We start from the raw sequence: 16027 nt of genomic DNA, 5'->3' as shown, positions 1-16027 counted from the left end.
GGTGCGCACCACCGGCCCGGCCCCGCCGCGTGCCGTGTCAGCGGGAGACGGTGACCTCCACGCGCTGGAACTCCTTGAGCTCCGAGTAGCCGGTGGTGGCCATCGCGCGGCGCAGCGCGCCGAAGAAGTTCATGTGGCCCTCGGGGCTGTGCGAGGGGCCCAGCAGGATCTCCTCGGTGGTGCCGACCGTGCCCAGGTCCACGCGCTTGCCGCGCGGCACGTCCTCGTGGACGGCCTCCATGCCCCAGTGGTGGCCCCGGCCGGGCGAGTCGGTGGCCCGGGCCAGCGGGGAGCCCATCATCACCGCGTCCGCACCGCAGGCGATCGCCTTGGGCAGGTCGCCGGACCAGCCCACGCCGCCGTCGGCGATGACGTGGACGTACCGGCCGCCGGACTCGTCCAGGTAGTCGCGGCGGGCGGCGGCCACGTCGGCCACCGCGGTGGCCATCGGCACCTGGATGCCCAGCACGTTGCGGGTGGTGTGCGCGGCACCGCCGCCGAAGCCGACCAGCACGCCCGCGGCACCGGTGCGCATCAGGTGCAGCGCGGCGGTGTAGGTGGCGCAGCCGCCGACGATGACGGGGACGTCCAGCTCGTAGATGAACTGCTTGAGGTTGAGCGGCTCCGCGGCCGAGGAGACGTGCTCGGCGGAGACCGTCGTGCCGCGGATGACGAAGATGTCGACGCCCGCGTCCACGACCGCCTTGGAGAACTGCACGGTGCGCTGCGGCGACAGCGCGGCGGCCGTCACCACGCCCGAGTCGCGGACCTCCTTGATCCGCTGCCCGATCAGCTCCTCCTTGATCGGCTCGGCGTAGATCTCCTGGAGCCGGCGGGTCGCGTTCGCCCCGTCCAGCTCCCTGATCTCCGCCAGGAGCGGCTCGGGGTCCTCGTAGCGCGTCCACAGGCCCTCGAGGTTGAGCACCCCCAGGCCGCCCATCTCCCCTATGCGGATCGCGGTGCCCGGCGAGACGACCGAGTCCATCGGCGCCGCCAGGAACGGCAGCTCGAAGCGGTAGGCGTCGATCTGCCAGGCGATCGAGACCTCCTTCGGGTCCCGGGTGCGGCGGCTGGGCACCACGGCGATGTCGTCGAAGGCGTACGCGCGCCTTCCGCGCTTGCCGCGGCCGATCTCGATCTCAGTCACGTGCTGTGCCCTTCCTACGGTCTACGTCACCAGTATCCCCGAGCGGGGTTCCGGTACCGCACGCCGGGGCCGTCCCGGCCCCGGGCACACCCCCGGGCCGCCGTCCTCGTCCGGGCGGTCGCGCGACCGGGGCGCCCCGGGGGGGGGCGGACGGGTGTCGGCCTCCCCCGGGGCGCCCCGGTGCGGCTGCGGCTCAGCGCCGCGAGTAGTTCGGTGCCTCGGTCGTCATCTGGACGTCGTGCGGGTGGCTCTCCTTGAGCCCGGCCGCGGTGATCCGCACGAAGCGGCCCTTGGCCTTCAGCTCCGGGACGGTGCGGCCGCCGACGTAGAACATCGACTGCCGCAGGCCGCCGACCAGCTGGTGCACCACGGCGCCCAGCGGGCCGCGGTAGGGCACCTGGCCCTCGACGCCCTCGGGGATGAGCTTGTCGTCGGTGCCGACCGCCTCCTGGAAGTAGCGGTCCTTGGAGTACGACTTGGCCTGGCCGCGCGACTGCATCGCGCCCAGCGAGCCCATGCCCCGGTAGGACTTGAACTGCTTGCCGTTGATGAACAGCAGCTCGCCCGGCGACTCCTCGCAGCCCGCCAGCAGGCTGCCGAGCATCACGGTGTCGGCGCCGGCGACCAGGGCCTTGGCGATGTCGCCGCTGTACTGCAGGCCGCCGTCGCCGATGACCGGGATGCCGTGCTCCCGCGCGGCGAGCGCGGCCTCGTAGATGGCGGTGACCTGCGGGACGCCGATGCCGGCGACCACGCGGGTGGTGCAGATCGAACCGGGGCCGACCCCGACCTTGACGCCGTCGGCTCCGGAGTCGATCAGGGCCCGGGCCCCGTCGCGGGTGGCGACGTTGCCACCGACCACGTCGACCGAGGAGTTGGACTTGATCTTGGCGACCATCTCGCCGACCAGCCTGGAGTGGCCGTGCGCGGTGTCCACGACGATGAAGTCGGCACCCGCCTCGATCAGGGCCTGGGCCCGCTCGAAGGCGTCGCCGGCGACGCCGACCGCCGCGCCGACGATGAGGCGGCCCTCCGCGTCCTTGGCGGCGTTCGGGTACTTCTCGGCCTTGACGAAGTCCTTGACGGTGATCAGGCCCTTGAGGACGCCCTCGCCGTCGACCAGCGGCAGCTTCTCGATCTTGTGGCGGCGCAGCAGCTCCATGGCGTCCGCCCGGGAGATGCCGACGCCGCCGGTGACCAGCGGCATCGGCGTCATGACCTCGCGGACCTCGCGGGAGCGGTCCGTCTCGAAGGCCATGTCGCGGTTGGTGACGATGCCCAGCAGCTTGCCCGAGGCGTCGGTGACCGGCACGCCGCTGATCCGGAAGCGCCCGCACAGCTCGTCCGCCTCGCGCAGCGTGGCGTCCGGGCGGATGGTGATCGGATCGGTGACCATGCCGGACTCCGACCGCTTGACCTGGTCGACCTGGTTGGCCTGGTCCTCGATCGAGAGGTTGCGGTGCAGTACGCCGACGCCGCCCTGCCGGGCCATGGCGATCGCCATGCGGGCCTCGGTGACCTTGTCCATCGCCGCCGAGATCAGCGGGATGTTCACCCTGACGTTGCGGGAGACGTACGAGGAGGTGTCGATGTCCTGCGGGGCCATGTCCGACTCGCCCGGCAGCAGCAGCACGTCGTCGTAGGTCAACCCGAGCGCGGCGAACTTCGCGGGTACTCCGTCGACGTTGTCGGTCATGACGCCTTCCATGGCACCTTCCCCAATACTCTTGCCCGGCGCGGACGTCCATGCTAACGGGCTCGGGAGTACCCCGTGTCCCGCGAGCCGGACCGCCTCCTCCGGATCGTTCGGCCTGCCCCGGACCGCCGTCCGGCCGTGCACCCGCCGCACTCGTGCGGCGGGGCGGCCGGGGCCGGCGGTCCCCCCGTCACTGCTCGGCGAGGGCGCGCAGTCTCGACAGGGCTCGGTGTTGGGCAACACGGACGGCCCCCGGGGACATTCCGAGCATCTGCCCCGTCTCCTCCGCGGTGAGCCCCACCGCGACGCGCAGCAGCACCAGCTCGCGCTGGTGCTCGGGGAGGTTGGCCAGCAGTTTCCTCGCCCACTCCGCGTCGCTGCTGAGCAGGGCGCGCTCCTCGGGGCCGAGGGAGTCGTCGGGCCGCTCGGGCATCTCGTCCGAGGGGACGGCCGTACTGCCGGGGCCGCGCATGGCGGCCCGCTGGAGGTCGGCGACCTTGTGCTGGGCGATGGCCACCACGAACGCCTCGAAGGGCTTGCCCGTGTCGCGGTAGCGCGGCAGGGCGCACAGCACCGCCAGGCAGACCTCCTGGGCGAGGTCGTCCACGAAGTGGCGAGCGTCACCGGGGAGCCGGGTCAGACGTGTGCGGCAGTAGCGCAGCGCGAGCGGGTGGACGCGCGCGAGGAGGTCGTGGGTGGCCTGCTCGTCCCCCTCGACGGCGCGCTGGACGAGGGCACCGATCTCCCCCGGCCCGTCGGCCGCGGGGGACGTCTCGTCGTCGCGCATCGGTCCATCGTGCACCCGCCGCGGCCGTTCGGCCGCACCCCGTCCGCGGTTGTGCGCTGAAGCGTTATGGGCAGGGGCACTCGCTGTCACGTCCTGCGCCCTCCCCTCACGCCTGGCCGTCCGGTCCCCGAGGAACTCCATACATCCAGGATGCGGCACACGGCAGATTACGACACCGGTCCGTCACCCGGAGACCCCGTCGTCCGCGGTCGGCCAGGCCGACGGGGGGCTCCTCCGGACGTGCGGCGGACGGGGCGGGGAGCACCGGGGCTCGCCCGCTCCCGCATCCCGCGCCGTCCGCGGGCAGGAAGGGCGTGTGCACCGGGGGACGGCCCGCCGGACGGGCCGGCCGCCGGTTCAGCGGACGAGGCCCCAGCGGAACCCGAGCGCCACGGCGTGTGCCCGGTCGGAGGCCCCGAGCTTCTTGAACAGCCTCCGCGCGTGGGTCTTCACCGTGTCCTCGGAGAGGAAGAGCTCGCGCCCGATCTCGGCGTTGGAGCGGCCGTGGCTCATGCCCTCCAGCACCTGGATCTCACGGGCGGTGAGCGTGGGGGCCGCTCCCATCTCGGCCGAGCGCAGCCGGCGCGGCGCGAGCCGCCAGGTGGGGTCGGCCAGCGCCTGGGTGACCGTGGCCCGCAGCTCGGCGCGCGAGGCGTCCTTGTGCAGGTAGCCGCGGGCGCCCGCGGCGACGGCCAGCGCCACGCCGTCGAGGTCCTCGGCGACGGTCAGCATGATGATGCGGGCGCCCGGGTCGGCCGACAGCAGGCGGCGCACCGTCTCGACACCGCCCAGACCGGGCATCCGGACGTCCATCAGGATGAGATCGGAGCGGTCGGCGCCCCAGCGGCGGAGGACTTCCTCGCCGTTGGCCGCCGTGGTCACACGTTCCACGCCGGGCACGGTCGCCACCGCGCGGCGCAGCGCCTCTCGGGCAAGCGGGGAGTCGTCGCAGACGAGGACGGAAGTCATGGTCGCCCTCCGCAGCTCATGCGCATCACCTTTGGCCTCCAGGGCTGGTACGAATCGTCACCTGTGCGGTTGACCGCTCCGGACATCCGTCCGGCACTTGTCCGCGTCAACCGCCTCCGCACACTCAACGACGGTCACCCGAAAGAGTTACGGTCTTCGGCGCCCGCTTTCAACACCCTACGTGATCGAGTCGACACGGAGGGACTATCCGGCCCAGATCAGCGGCCGTGTCGTCATTTGCCCTGTTTGGCGGGTTTTCTTTTTATTGGTCGCGTCTGTCATGAGAATCGCCAAGATGCATATTTACATCTACTCATACCGTGGATGTACGGTCGTGACTGTTCTCGACTGGTTCACCAGCATCAGTTCGCTTCGAGAGGACAAGCCATGGCAGATTTCTCCCGTCTTCCGGGCCCCAACGCCGACCTGTGGGACTGGCAGCTGCTGGCCGCCTGTCGAGGAGTCGACAGCTCGCTGTTCTTCCACCCCGAGGGGGAGCGCGGCGCGGCGCGGAGCGCGCGCGAGGCGTCCGCCAAGGAGGTGTGCATGCGCTGCCCGGTCCGCTCGGAGTGCGCCACCCACGCCCTCACCGTGCGGGAGCCGTACGGAGTATGGGGCGGCCTGACCGAGGACGAGCGGGAGGAGCTGATGGGGCGCGCCAGGAACCGGCTGATGAGCACCACGGCCGGCGCGTGACCCGGGCGGATCCGCGCCCGCGCGCGGGACGGCGGCCCCGTCCGCGCGCCCACGCGCCCGGCGGACCGGGGCGGCGAAGGCGCCGCCGGCACCGGCCCGCGCCCCGCCTCCGGGCCGTCCCGCCCCGGCCCCGCCCTCCCGCGGCGCGTACGGACCCGCCGTCCGGCCCCCGGAATCCCGTCGCCGCGCCCCGCGGCGCCCCTCTAGGCTGCCGGGCATGCGGATCCTCTCGGTGAACCTGGCCACCCTCCGCCCCGTCGGCTACACCAACTCCCCCACCGGTGTCACCGGCATCGACAAGCGGCCGGCCGACGGCCCGGTGGCGGTGGCCGCCCCCGGCCCCCCGGGGACGGGCGGCAGCGGCCTGGCCGGCGACGCCATCGGCGACCTGCGCTTCCACGGCGGCGACGACCAGGCCGTGTACGCCTACGCCCGGGAGGACCTGGACGCCTGGGAGGACGAGCTCGGCCGCGAGCTGCCGAACGGCGTCTTCGGCGAGAACCTCACGACCCTCGGCGTCGACGTCAGCGGCGCACGGGTCGGCGAGCGCTGGCGCGTCGGCCCCCGGGTGCTGCTGGAGGTCTCCTGCCCGCGCATCCCCTGCCGCACCTTCGCCGGCTGGCTGGAGGAGACGGGCGTCCCCCCGGCGGAGCGGGGAGCCGGGTGGATCAAGCGGTTCACGCGGGCCGCCGTCCCCGGGACGTACCTCAGGGTGGTCGAGCCGGGGGAGATACGCGCCGGAGACCCGGTCGAGATCGTCCACCGGCCGGACCACGAGGTCTCCTCCGCCTTCCTCTTCCGCGCCCTGACCACCGAGCGGAACCTCCTCCCCCGCGTCCTGGCCGCCGGGGACGCCCTGACGGCGCGCGACCGCGAGGAGGCGCTGAAGTACACCGCGGGGCGCTCTTCCTGACCCGTCCGGCACCCGCGGCCCCCACCGGGCGGGGGCGGGCCGGATAGCGTGCCCACATGACGACTGCACTGATCACAGGAGCCACCTCGGGCATAGGCGCCGCCTTCGCCCGCAGACTGGCGCGCGACGGCCACGACGTGGTGCTGGTCGCCCGGGACGCCGAACGGCTGCGGCGCAACGCCACGGAGCTGCACGACCGGCACGGCATCGAGGCGTCCGTGCTCGCCGCCGACCTGGCCACCGACGAGGGCATCGCGTCCGTCGAGGAGCGGCTGGGCGACCGCCGGCACCCGGTGGACCTGCTGGTCAACAATGCGGGCTTCGGCCACCGGGGCCGCTACCTGGAGGTCCCCGTCGAGGACGAGCTGCGGATGCTCAAGGTGCACTGCGAGGCCGTGCTGCGGCTGACCTCGGCCGCGGCGGAGGTCATGCGGGAGCGCGGGCGCGGCGGCGTCGTCAACGTGGCCTCGGTGGCGGCCTTCCTGCCGCGCGGCACCTACGGGGCCTCCAAGGCGTGGGTCGTGCAGTTCACCCAGGGCGCGGCGCGGGACCTGGGGAGGTCGGGGGTGCGGCTGATGGCGCTGTGCCCGGGGTTCGTGCGCACGGAGTTCCACCGGCGGGCCGGGATGGCCGCGGAGAACGTGCCGGGCTGGATGTGGCTGGACGCGGACCGGGTGGTGGACACGGCCATGACCGACCTGGCCCGGGGCAAGTCCCTGTCGATCCCGGACCCGCGCTACAAGGCGCTGATGGGCATCGCCCGGCTGGCGCCGCGCGGTCTGGTGGGACGCGCGTCCTCCACCACCGGCCGCTTCAGCCCCAGGTGAGCGGGGCCGCGCCGGGCCGCCGGCGGCCCTCCCGGCCACGGCGTCCCGCCCGCCCCGCGCGCTCCGGCGCGGGGCGGGCGGTACGCGGCGAGGGCCCGGCTCCCCCTCCCGCGGCGGGAGGGGGAGCCGGGCCCTGGGACGCCGCGCCCCGTGGCGGGGCGGGCGGAACGGGACCGGACGCCGGTGTCAGTGGGCGTGGCCGTGACCGTGGCCGGCGGCCTCCGGCTCCTCCTCGGCCGGCTTCTCCACGACCAGGGTCTCGGTCGTGAGCAGCAGCGAGGCGATGGAGGCGGCGTTCTCCAGCGCGGAGCGGGTGACCTTCACCGGGTCGATGACGCCGGCCTTCACCAGGTCGACGTACTCGCCGGTGGCGGCGTTGAAGCCGTGGCCCTTCTCCAGCTCGGCCACCTTGGAGGTGATGACGTAGCCCTCCAGGCCGGCGTTCTCCGCGATCCAGCGCATCGGCTCGACCACGGCGCGGCGGACGACCGCGACACCGGTGGCCTCGTCGCCGTCCTTGCCGAGGTTGTCCTCCAGCACCTTGGCGGCGTGGACCAGCGCGGAGCCGCCACCGGAGACGATGCCCTCCTCGACCGCGGCGCGGGTCGCGGAGATGGCGTCCTCCAGGCGGTGCTTCTTCTCCTTGAGCTCGACCTCGGTGGCCGCGCCCACCCGGATGACGCACACGCCGCCGGCCAGCTTCGCGAGGCGCTCCTGGAGCTTCTCGCGGTCCCAGTCGGAGTCGGTGGTCTCGATCTCGGCCTTGATCTGCGCGACGCGGGCCTCGACGTCCTCCGACGTGCCGCCACCGTCGACGATGGTGGTGTCGTCCTTGGTGACGGTCACGCGGCGGGCGGTGCCCAGCACGTCCAGACCGACCTGGTCGAGCTTGAGGCCGACCTCCTCGGCGACCACGGTGGCGCCGGTCAGCGTCGCCATGTCGCCCAGCATCGCCTTGCGGCGGTCGCCGAAGCCCGGGGCCTTGACGGCCACCGCGTTGAAGGTGCCGCGGATCTTGTTGACCACCAGCGTGGACAGGGCCTCGCCCTCGACGTCCTCGGCGATGATCAGCAGCGGCTTGGAGCTGTTGGACTGGATGATCTTCTCCAGCAGCGGCAGGAGGTCCGCGATCGCGGAGATCTTGCCCTGGTGGATCAGGATGTAGGGGTCGTCGAGGACGGCCTCCATGCGCTCCTGGTCGGTGACCATGTAGGGCGACAGGTAGCCCTTGTCGAAGGCCATGCCCTCGGTGAAGTCCAGCTCCAGACCGAAGGTGTTGGACTCCTCGACGGTGATGACGCCGTCCTTGCCGACCTTGTCCATCGCCTCGGCGATCAGCTCGCCGACCTGCTTGTCCTGGGCGGACAGGGCGGCGACGGCGGCGATGTCGGACTTCTCGTCGATCGGGCGGGCGGTGGCCAGCAGGTCGTCGGAGACGGCCTTGACAGCGGCGTCGATGCCCTTCTTCAGGGCGGCCGGGGAGGCGCCGGCGGCCACGTTGCGCAGGCCCTCGCGGACCAGGGCCTGGGCCAGCACGGTGGCGGTGGTGGTGCCGTCACCCGCGATGTCGTTGGTCTTGGTCGCCACCTCCTTCACGAGCTGGGCGCCCAGGTTCTCGTACGGGTCCTCGACCTCGACCTCGCGGGCGATGGTGACGCCGTCGTTGGTGATGGTCGGGGCACCGAACTTCTTGTCGATGACGACGTTGCGGCCCTTGGGACCGATCGTCACCTTGACGGTGTCGGCGAGCTTGTTGACACCGCGCTCGAGGGCGCGACGGGCGTCCTCGTCGAACTTCAGGATCTTCGCCATGGCTGCTGTGGTCCTCTCGGGTCCTCGTCAAAGGAACCGCGCCCCGGCCCCGGACGTCTCGGACGCGGGTACCAGGGCGCGGATCACAAGGCGGTCTTCGCGGTGGCTTACTTCTCGATGATCGCGAGGACGTCGCGAGCGGAGAGGACGAGGTACTCCTCGCCGTTGTACTTCACCTCGGTGCCGCCGTACTTGCTGTACAGCACGATGTCGCCGACCTTGACGTCGAGCGGCAGGCGGTTGCCGTCCTCGAAGCGGCCCGGACCGACGGCGAGGACGGTGCCCTCCTGGGGCTTCTCCTTCGCGGTGTCCGGGATGACCAGGCCGGAGGCCGTGGTCTGCTCGGCGTCGAGCGGCTGGACCACGATGCGGTCCTCGAGCGGCTTGATGGCAACCTTGGAGCTAGTGGCGGTCGTCACGATCCGACCTCCCCCTTCGGAGATCTCACGGGGTTTGGATGTCTGGGGTGGCGACCTGGTAGATCCGTCGTCGCGGGTGCCGGATCTGCCCGTCGCTGGGATTGGCACTCTCCATGGGTGAGTGCCAGGTCCGAGACTATGCGGGCGTTAGCACTCAGTCAACCGGAGTGCCAACGCACGGCGCGTTGCGCGCCGCTGCGCCGGCAGGCCGGCCCCCGTACCGCGTCGCGGCGCCCGTCCGCCGCCCTGCGGGGAGCCGCCGGCCCCGGCCGTTCACCCGCCGGGGGCGGCCGCTGCGATGATGGCCCGGTGCACGCGCCGAACGACCCCGGATCCGACCCCGTCGCCGCCTTCCGCGCCCTGCTGACCGACGAGGGGCAGGCCCTCCTGGCGGAGCTGCGGGACCACGACCCCGGGCGGGAGCTGGCCGTCGCCACCCGGCTGCGCAGGGACCACCCCGCCGCACTGGTCTCGGCGGCCATCGCGCAGGCCCGGCTGCGGCAGCGGGCGGCGGCGAAGTTCGGCCCGGAGGACGCGGGCCGGATGTACTTCACTCCCGACGGCGTCGAGCAGGCCACCCGCGCGAGCGTGGCCGCCTACCGGGCCCGGCGCTTCGCCGCCCTCGGGGTGCGCCGCCTGGCGGACCTGTGCTGCGGCACCGGCGGCGACGCCATCGCGCTCGCCCGCGCCGGGATCGACGTCCTGGCCGTCGACCGCTCCCCGCTGACCTGCGCCGTCGCCCGCGCCAACGCCGAAGCGCTGGGCCTGGCCGACCGCATCGAGGTGCGCTGCGCGGACGTGGCGGAGGTGGACACCGCCGGCTTCGACGCCGTCTTCGCCGACCCGGCGCGGCGCGGCGGGCGCGGCCGGGTCTTCGACCCCGAGGCGTACTCGCCCCCGCTGTCCTGGGCGGTCGGGGCCGCCCGGCGGGCCCCGTGCGCGGCGCTGAAGGTCGCTCCGGGCATCCCGCACGAGGCGGTGCCCGGGGACGCGGCGGCGGAGTGGATCTCCGACGGCGGCGACGTGAAGGAGGCCGTGCTGTGGTTCGGCCTCCCGCCGGGGGAGCCAGGGGTGCGCGCCACGCTGCTGCCCGGCCCCCGCACCCTGGCCTCCGCCGGCCTGCCCGACCCGCCGGCCGGCCCGGTCGGCCGCTACCTGTACGAGCCGGACGGCGCGGTCGTCCGCGCCCATCTGGTGGCGGAGGTGGCCGACCAGGTCGGCGGGCGCCTGATCGACCCGACGATCGCCTACGTCACCTCCGACGAGCCGCGCCCGACGCCGTACGCGAGCGCGTACGAGATCACCGACGTGCTGCCCTTCAACGTCAAGCGGCTCAAAGCGCTGCTGCGGGAGCGCGGCGTGGGCGCGCTCACCGTCAAGAAGCGCGGTTCGGCGGTCGCGCCGGAGGAGCTGCGCCGCAAGGTGAAGCCGTCCGGGCCGAACGCGGCCACGGTCTTCCTCACCCGCGTCGCGGGCGCCCCGTCCATGCTCGTGGGCCGCCCCGTCCGCTGACCCGCGCCCCCCCCCGGGCGGAGCGGCCCCGCCCGGACGCGTCCGCCTCCCCTCCGGCACCGCCTTCCCCGTGCGCTTCCTCCCCGTGACCGACGGTGACGAGGTTGACACGCCGGTCCCGCCGCGGCGTAGAGTGGAAACTGAAACACTCGTTCAATGTCTTGCGGCCGTTCAACTTTTTCTCGGTCGTACCACGCCGACGGACCGGAGGCACTCCCATGGGCAATCCGTACCGCGAACTGTTCCGCGCCCCGGGCTCGGTGGCCTTCTCGGCCGCCGGCTTCCTCGCCCGCATGCCGATCTCCATGACCGGGATCGGGATCATCACGATGCTGTCGCAGATGCGCGGCGAGTACGGGCTCGCCGGCGCCGTCTCCGCGACCTTCACGCTCTCCATGGCGTTCTTCGGCCCGCAGGTCTCCCGCCTGGTGGACCGGGCCGGCCAGGGCCGGGTGCTGCCGCCCGCCACCGGGCTGAGCGCGATCTCCATGGGCGCGCTGCTGCTGTGCGCCCGCTACGACGCACCCATCTGGACCCTCTTCTTCTTCGCCGTGTTCGCGGGCACGCTGCCCAACATGGCCGCCATGGTCCGCGCCCGCTGGACGCACGTCTACCGCGACTCCCCCCGGCTCCACACCGCCTTCTCGCTGGAGTCGGTCGTGGACGAACTGACCTTCGTCGTGGGCCCCGCGCTGTCGGTCGCGCTGTCCACGGCCCTCTTCCCCGAGGCCGGTCCGCTGGTCGCCACCGCGTTCCTCGTGCTGGGCGTACTGCTCTTCGTACCCCAGAAGCGCACCGAACCGCCGGTGGAGCGTCTCGACGCGGCGGGCGGCGGGGGCTCGGCCATCCGCGTCGGATCCGTGCAGCTGCTCGCCCTGATCCTGGTGGCCGGGGGCACCATCGTCGGCACGGTCGACGTGGTCAGCGTCGCGTTTGCCGAGGAGCAGGGCTCACCGGCCAGCGCGGGCATCGTGCTGTCGGTCTACGCCGTCGGCTCCGCCCTGGCCGGCCTGGCCTTCGGCGCGCTGAAGATCGACGTGCCGCTGCCCCGGCTGCTCGCGCTCGGTGCCGCCGGAACGGCACTGACCACCCTGCCGCTGCTGCTGGTCGGGAGCGTGGCGACCCTCTCCGCCGCGGTGTTCCTCTCCGGCCTGTTCTTCTCCCCCACCATGATCGTGGTGATGGGCCTGGTGGAGAAGACCGTACCGCCGTCGAAGCTGACCGAGGGCATGACCTGGGCGATCACCGGTCTGAGCGTGGGCGTGGCGCTGGGCGCGGCGCTGTCCGGTTCGGTGGTCGACCGCTACGGCCCCGAGGGCGGCTTCGCCGTGGCCATCGCCGCGGGCGCCGCCGCCCTGGCGCTCGCCCTGGCCGCCCTGCGGCCGCTGTCCCGCCGGCTCGGCGCGGGCGCCCAGGACGCCCCGGAGGCGCAGGCGGGTCCGGCTCCGGTCGGCGGCACCGTCGACACCCGCCCGTGACCAGGGGATATGGTCTCGTGGTGGACACGGCGACAACCGCGGGAGAGACGGTGGGCGAACCGACCACGGACGGCCGGCGCATCAAGGGCGAGCGGCGCAGGAGGGAACTGATCGAGGCCACCGTCCGCGTGGTCGCCCGCGAGGGGGTGGCCGGGGTGAGCCACCGCGCCGTCGCCCGGGAGGCGGGGCAGCCGTCCACCGCCGCCGCCTACTACTTCAAGAGCATCGACGACCTGCTGACCGCCGCGCTCACCCGCTGCATGGAGGAGGACGCCCGGCGGATGAGGACGCTCGCGGCCCGGGTGGAGGACAGGGGCGCGGGACTGCGCGCGCTGGCCGAGCTGATGTGCACCGTCGTCGCCCACCCCGATCACCTCCTGGCCGAGTACGAGCTGTACCTGCTGGCGGCCCGCCGGCCCGAGCTGCGCGGCCCCACCCGGGACTGGCTCGCCGCCGTGGCCGAGTTCGGACGGTGCTACACCGACGATCCCGTGCGGCTGCGGATCCTGTCGGGCACCATCGACGGCCTGCTGATGCAGGCCCTGCTCACCGAAGAGCCGCCCACCGCCGACGAGTTCGAAGCAGCGCTGCGGTCGGTCCTGCTCTGAGGCCGCCGGCGCGTACCTGCCCCCGCCGCGGCGCGGCGGGGGCAGGTGCCCGACGGCCTGCGATCCGCCTCCTGCACACCCCGCCCACGGGCTTCCAATGTCCTGGAAAGCCCTCTGACACCCTGCCGTCCTCGTGTCATCGTTGGAGCAAATGTAAGGAGCGCACCGTGTTAGCAGACCTGACAGAGAGACACTCGCCCCTCCTCGGCCGGGCCCTGGAAGCCGTCCGCAGCCGTGAGCACTGGTCCCCCTACCCGGAGGCCCCCGACGCGTACCGCGAACAGGACCCCGCCGCGGGCGAGCGCGCGTTCCGCCGCCTGCTGGACACCCCCTTCGAACTCGATCAGCCCGGACGGGACGGCACGGTCGGCCCCTCGCCCGCAGCAGGCGGCGAGACCTCCCCCTACGGCTTCGCGCTGGGCATCTCCTATCCGCACTGCGACCCCGCCGTCCTGCTGCCCGCGATGCGCGCGGCGACGGCGGACTGGCGCACCGCGACCCCGGAGGAGCGGGCGGTGGTGTGCGCGGAGATCCTCGCCCGCATCAACGCCCGCAGCAACGAATGGGCCCAGGCCGCCATGCACACCAGCGGCCACGGCCCCGTCATGGCGTTCCACGCCGGAGCCGTGCACGCGCAGGACCGCGGCCTGGAGGCGGTGGCCGTGGCCCTCGCCGAGCAGATGCGGATACCGGCCGCGGTGGCCTGGCGCAAACCGCTGGACGACGGCCGGACCTTCGCCCTCGACAAGACCTTCACGGCGGTTCCGCGCGGCATCGGCCTGGTCATCGGCAACTCGGTCTTCCCCACCTGGAACGGCTACCCGGGCCTGTTCGCCTCCCTGGCCACCGGCAACGCCGTACTCGTCAAACCGCACCCGCAGGCCGTCCTCCCCCTCGCCCTGACGGTCCGCGTCGCCCGCGAGGTGCTGCGGGACGCGGGCTTCCCGCCCGATCTGGTGTGCCTGGCCGCGGAGCACCCGGGCGAACGGCTCGCGAGGAGGCTGGCGGTCGACCCGGAGGTCCGGATCGTCGACTACGCGGGCACGACGGCCTTCGGCGCGTGGCTGACGGCCAACGCCTCCCAGGCCCGGTTGTTCACGGCCACCTCCGCCGTCAACTCCCTGCTGGTCGAGTCCACGGCCGGGTACCGGGACATGCTGGCCAACCTCGCCTTCACACTCTCCCTGTACAGCGGCCAGCTCTGCACGAGTCCGCAGAACCTGCTGATCCCGCGCGCGGGCATCGCGACCGACGAGGGGCACAAGGACTACGGCGAGGTGGTGGCGGACCTGGGCGACGCCCTGGACGCGCTCCTCGCCGACGACGCGCGCGCCGCGGACATCCTGGGCGCCCTGCTGGGACCGCAGGTGCGCGACCGGGTCGAGCGGGCCGACTCCGGGCGGCTGGGGCCGGTGGCGCACAGGTCCCGTGCCGTGCGGCACCCGCGCTTCCCGGACGCGGTGATCCGCACCCCGGTGGTCGTCTCCCTGGACGCCTCCCGCGCACGGGACCGCGCGACGCTGCTGTCCGAGTGGCTGGGACCGGTGTCCTTCGCCGTCGCGGTCGACTCGGCGGACGACGGCATCGCCCTGCTCGACCGCGCCGTGCGGGAGAAGGGCGCGCTGTCCGTCGGCGCGTACACCACCTCGCCGGAGGTCGAGCGCGCGCTGGAGCACGCCTGCGCCGGCAGCGGCGTCATGCTGTCGTTGAACCTGACGGGCGACTGGTACATCACGCAGTCCGCCGTCTACTCCGACCTGCACGGCACGGGTCTCAACCCGTCGGGCAACTCCGCCTACTGCGACGCGGCCTTCGTGGCCGACCGCTTCCGAACGGTGACGGTGCGCCGCGCGCCCGACACCGTCTGAGCGCACCCTCCCCGCCCGCACAGCAGGTCAGAAGCCAGAAGGAGACATCCGTGTTCGTCACCTCGCACGACCATCCGCTGCGCGGACGAGAGCGCGAGTTGTCACACATCCGCGACGTCCTCGCGCACGGCTGTACCGCGGGAAGCGCCCTGCTCGTGGTGGAGGGGCCCCCGGGGGTGGGCAAGACACGGCTGCTGCACGCCTGTGCCGCGATGGCCGAGGAGATGGGGTACGCCTCCTTCGAGGACGTGCCGGCGGTGCGCCGGACCGCCCCCGGGCCGGGCCGGCGCGCCCGCCTGGCCGCGGGCCGGCGGTTCCCGGCCGGCAGCGCTCCGCTGCTGGTCCTGCTGGACGATGCCGACCGGCTGGGCAGGGAAGCCGTCGACGTCCTGTTCTCCCGGCGCGTGGCGGTGCACGGCGGCCGCACCGTGTCGGTGGCCGCCCTCTGCCGCGGCGGGGGGTCGGACGCGCTGGGCGCTGTGTTCGCCATGCCGGCCAGCCGGCGCGAGCACCTGGTCCTGGCCCCGTTGGCCCCCTCCGCCTGCGCACAGTTGGCGGCCGACATCCTGGGGGCACCTCCCTCGCCCGCGTTGCTCGAATGGGTGGGCCAGGCCGCGGGCCATCCCGCCCTGATCGTCGCGCTGCTGATGGGACTGCGCGAGGAGGAGGCCCTGTGCCTCGTGGACGGCCGGGTCCATCCGGTCGGCACGAAGCTGCCGCAGAAGTTGCGCGCGCAGATCACCGCGACGATGGACACCTTCTCGCCCGAATGCCGCCACCTGCTGCGCATGGCCGCCGTGCTGGGCAGGGTGCTGGAGTACGAGGTGCTGGCGCCGATGCTGCGGGTCTCCCCCTCCGGGCTGGTCCGGCTGCTGGACGAGGCCGTCGGCAGGGGCCTCGTGCACGGCGACGGCACCGGCACGGTCTTCCACAGTGAACTGCTCCGCCGGGTCGTCGCGGACTCGGTGCCCGCCTCGCTGAAGCGTGCGCTGCAACGGGAGGCGGAGGAGGTCCGGCGGTCCCGCGCACCGACGGCTGCTGCCGCGGTGCGCGGGACCGTCCCGCTCAACGACCGGCAGAGCGAGGTGATCCGGCTGGTGGGCGAGGGGCTGACGAACCGGCAGATCGCCAGGCGTCTGGGCGTCTCCCCGCACACCGTCAACTACCACCTGCGCAAGCTGTTCCACAGCTACGGCGTGCGGTCGCGGATCGACCTGCTCAGAGCCGTGGAACAGCAGCGCGGGACGAGCCTGCGGGCCACCGGGTGATCCACCCGGTGGCCCCGCCCGCCCCTG

General features: G+C 73.3%; 14 protein-coding genes. 8 read left to right on the top strand and 6 right to left on the bottom strand.

The genetic code is table 11. The annotated features are described in order from the left end of the window. Positions 1-37 precede the first annotated feature (37 nt). The 4 genes from ACFSJS_RS12000 to ACFSJS_RS11985 all read right to left on the bottom strand — a co-directional run bounded on the left by ACFSJS_RS12000 (position 38) and on the right by ACFSJS_RS11985 (position 4599). Positions 38-1147, bottom strand: a complete 1110-nt coding sequence (locus ACFSJS_RS12000; RefSeq protein ID WP_380899339.1) for a GuaB3 family IMP dehydrogenase-related protein — start codon at positions 1145-1147, stop codon at positions 38-40. A 193-nt stretch (positions 1148-1340) separates the two neighbouring features. Then, positions 1341-2843 (bottom strand): IMP dehydrogenase, encoded by a 1503-nt coding sequence (gene guaB / locus ACFSJS_RS11995; RefSeq protein ID WP_380899338.1) that lies wholly within the window; start codon positions 2841-2843, stop codon positions 1341-1343. 190 nt (positions 2844-3033) lie between these two features. Next, the gene (locus ACFSJS_RS11990; RefSeq protein WP_380899337.1) at positions 3034-3630 is read right to left on the bottom strand and encodes a sigma-70 family RNA polymerase sigma factor; all 597 of its coding nucleotides are present in this window, start codon (positions 3628-3630) and stop codon (positions 3034-3036) included. A 357-nt stretch (positions 3631-3987) separates the two neighbouring features. Continuing rightward, positions 3988-4599: a response regulator transcription factor gene (locus tag ACFSJS_RS11985; protein WP_003948568.1), complete on the bottom strand. Its 612-nt coding sequence runs from the start codon at positions 4597-4599 to the stop codon at positions 3988-3990. A gap of 387 nt (positions 4600-4986) precedes the next feature. Between ACFSJS_RS11985 and ACFSJS_RS11980 the strand changes: the two genes are divergently transcribed. The 3 genes from ACFSJS_RS11980 to ACFSJS_RS11970 all read left to right on the top strand — a co-directional run bounded on the left by ACFSJS_RS11980 (position 4987) and on the right by ACFSJS_RS11970 (position 7035). Beyond that, positions 4987-5295, top strand: coding sequence for a WhiB family transcriptional regulator (locus ACFSJS_RS11980; protein WP_380899336.1), 309 nt, complete (start codon positions 4987-4989; stop codon positions 5293-5295). A gap of 217 nt (positions 5296-5512) precedes the next feature. After that, positions 5513-6208, top strand: coding sequence for an MOSC domain-containing protein (locus tag ACFSJS_RS11975; protein ID WP_380899335.1), 696 nt, complete (start codon positions 5513-5515; stop codon positions 6206-6208). 56 nt (positions 6209-6264) lie between these two features. Next, a complete protein-coding gene (locus tag ACFSJS_RS11970) occupies positions 6265-7035 on the top strand; it encodes an SDR family NAD(P)-dependent oxidoreductase (RefSeq protein ID WP_380899334.1) in 771 nt (256 codons plus the stop codon). 186 nt (positions 7036-7221) lie between these two features. On the opposite strand, the gene groL is transcribed toward ACFSJS_RS11970, so the two are convergent. Further along, positions 7222-8847 (bottom strand): chaperonin GroEL, encoded by a 1626-nt coding sequence (gene groL, locus ACFSJS_RS11965; protein ID WP_380899333.1) that lies wholly within the window; start codon positions 8845-8847, stop codon positions 7222-7224. 107 nt (positions 8848-8954) lie between these two features. Next, on the bottom strand, positions 8955-9266 hold the full coding sequence (groES, locus tag ACFSJS_RS11960; RefSeq protein ID WP_031510287.1) for a co-chaperone GroES: 312 nt from the start codon (positions 9264-9266) through the stop codon (positions 8955-8957). Between the two features lie 309 nt (positions 9267-9575). Between groES and ACFSJS_RS11955 the strand changes: the two genes are divergently transcribed. The 5 genes from ACFSJS_RS11955 (at position 9576) to ACFSJS_RS11935 (ending at position 16000) form a co-directional block, all read left to right on the top strand. Continuing rightward, the gene (locus ACFSJS_RS11955) at positions 9576-10778 is read left to right on the top strand and encodes a class I SAM-dependent methyltransferase (RefSeq protein ID WP_380899332.1); all 1203 of its coding nucleotides are present in this window, start codon (positions 9576-9578) and stop codon (positions 10776-10778) included. Between the two features lie 218 nt (positions 10779-10996). After that, positions 10997-12256 (top strand): MFS transporter, encoded by a 1260-nt coding sequence (locus ACFSJS_RS11950; protein WP_380899331.1) that lies wholly within the window; start codon positions 10997-10999, stop codon positions 12254-12256. 50 nt (positions 12257-12306) lie between these two features. Further along, positions 12307-12864, top strand: a complete 558-nt coding sequence (locus tag ACFSJS_RS11945) for a TetR/AcrR family transcriptional regulator (RefSeq protein ID WP_380899671.1) — start codon at positions 12307-12309, stop codon at positions 12862-12864. 167 nt (positions 12865-13031) lie between these two features. Continuing rightward, positions 13032-14732: a phenylacetic acid degradation protein PaaN gene (gene paaN / locus ACFSJS_RS11940; RefSeq protein WP_380899330.1), complete on the top strand. Its 1701-nt coding sequence runs from the start codon at positions 13032-13034 to the stop codon at positions 14730-14732. A 50-nt stretch (positions 14733-14782) separates the two neighbouring features. Further along, positions 14783-16000 carry a LuxR C-terminal-related transcriptional regulator gene (locus ACFSJS_RS11935; RefSeq protein ID WP_380899329.1) on the top strand — a complete coding sequence of 406 codons (1218 nt, stop codon included), beginning with the start codon at positions 14783-14785 and terminating at the stop codon, positions 15998-16000. The last annotated feature ends 27 nt before the right edge of the window (positions 16001-16027 follow it).

This window comes from Streptomyces desertarenae (genome assembly GCF_042681365.1).
GTDB lineage: Bacteria > Actinomycetota > Actinomycetes > Streptomycetales > Streptomycetaceae > Streptomyces > Streptomyces desertarenae.
The sequence above is the reverse complement of the archived record's forward strand: the minus strand, read 5'-3'. Positions and strand labels throughout refer to the sequence as shown.